The following is a 767-nucleotide window of genomic DNA, read 5'->3' as shown; positions in this document are numbered from 1 at the left end:
TCCCCCGCCCCCCGGCGCAGCAGGGTGCGCGGGTCGGCCGGGCCGACGCTGTGCTCGCCCACGTCGGGGATGGTCTCGCCCCGGCTGGCCGCCCGCAGCAGGCGCGGCGTGGCGTCGTAGAGGGCCACGCACAGGGCATCCAGCAGCGTGCTTTTGCCCGCGCCGGTGGGGCCGGTGATGGCAAACAGGCCGGCGCTGGCCAGGGGCTCGGACTGGAAGTCCACGCAGAACTCGGTGGCCAGGGAGGCCAGGTTGCGACCGCGGATGGCAAGGATTTTCATGCGTCGGGGGCCGCCCCGGCCGGGCTGGCAAGCAGTTCGTTGAAGGCGCCCATCAGCTCGGCGGGCGGTGCGTCGCCAAAGCGGTGGGCATACAGGCGCTGGAAGAAATCCGCCGGCCCCAGGGCTTCCAGCTCATCCACCGACAGGGCCGGCGCGGCGGCCTCATCGGCGCTGCGGGCATAGGTGGTTTCGATGCGGGCCAGCCGCACCGGCTTGTCGGCCAGGGCCGCCTCCACCCGGGCACGCAGGCCGGGCTCGGGCTGATCCAGGCGGACCCGCACCTGCAGGTAGGGCCAGCCGGCCTCGGGGCCGTCGGGCAGCGCCAGCGCCTCCAGGGCAGCCAGGGCCTCGTCCACCGGCGCCGGCGTGGCGGGCACCCGCAGCAAGTCCACCGCCCGGGGCACCCGCACATCCCGCACGCTGGCCACCGCCTCCCCGTCCAGATCCACCAACACGACCTGATGGGGGTAATGGATCTCGGAGAAC

General features: G+C 74.1%; 2 protein-coding genes. Both read right to left on the bottom strand.

Annotation, left to right across the window (positions count from 1 at the left end; translation table 11 throughout):
* Nucleotides 1–281, bottom strand: a 281-nt coding sequence (locus tag JNK74_28655) for an AAA family ATPase (protein MBL7650156.1), incomplete at its 3' end; no start/stop codon positions are given.
* The coding region (locus JNK74_28650) for an exonuclease SbcCD subunit D C-terminal domain-containing protein (GenBank protein MBL7650155.1) at nucleotides 278–767 on the bottom strand (490 nt) is incomplete at its 5' end. The genes JNK74_28650 and JNK74_28655, both read right to left, overlap by 4 nt.

This window comes from Candidatus Hydrogenedentota bacterium, from assembly GCA_016791475.1.
Taxonomy (GTDB): Bacteria; Hydrogenedentota; Hydrogenedentia; order Hydrogenedentales; family JAEUWI01; genus JAEUWI01.
This window is presented reverse-complemented; position numbering and strand designations above follow the sequence as displayed.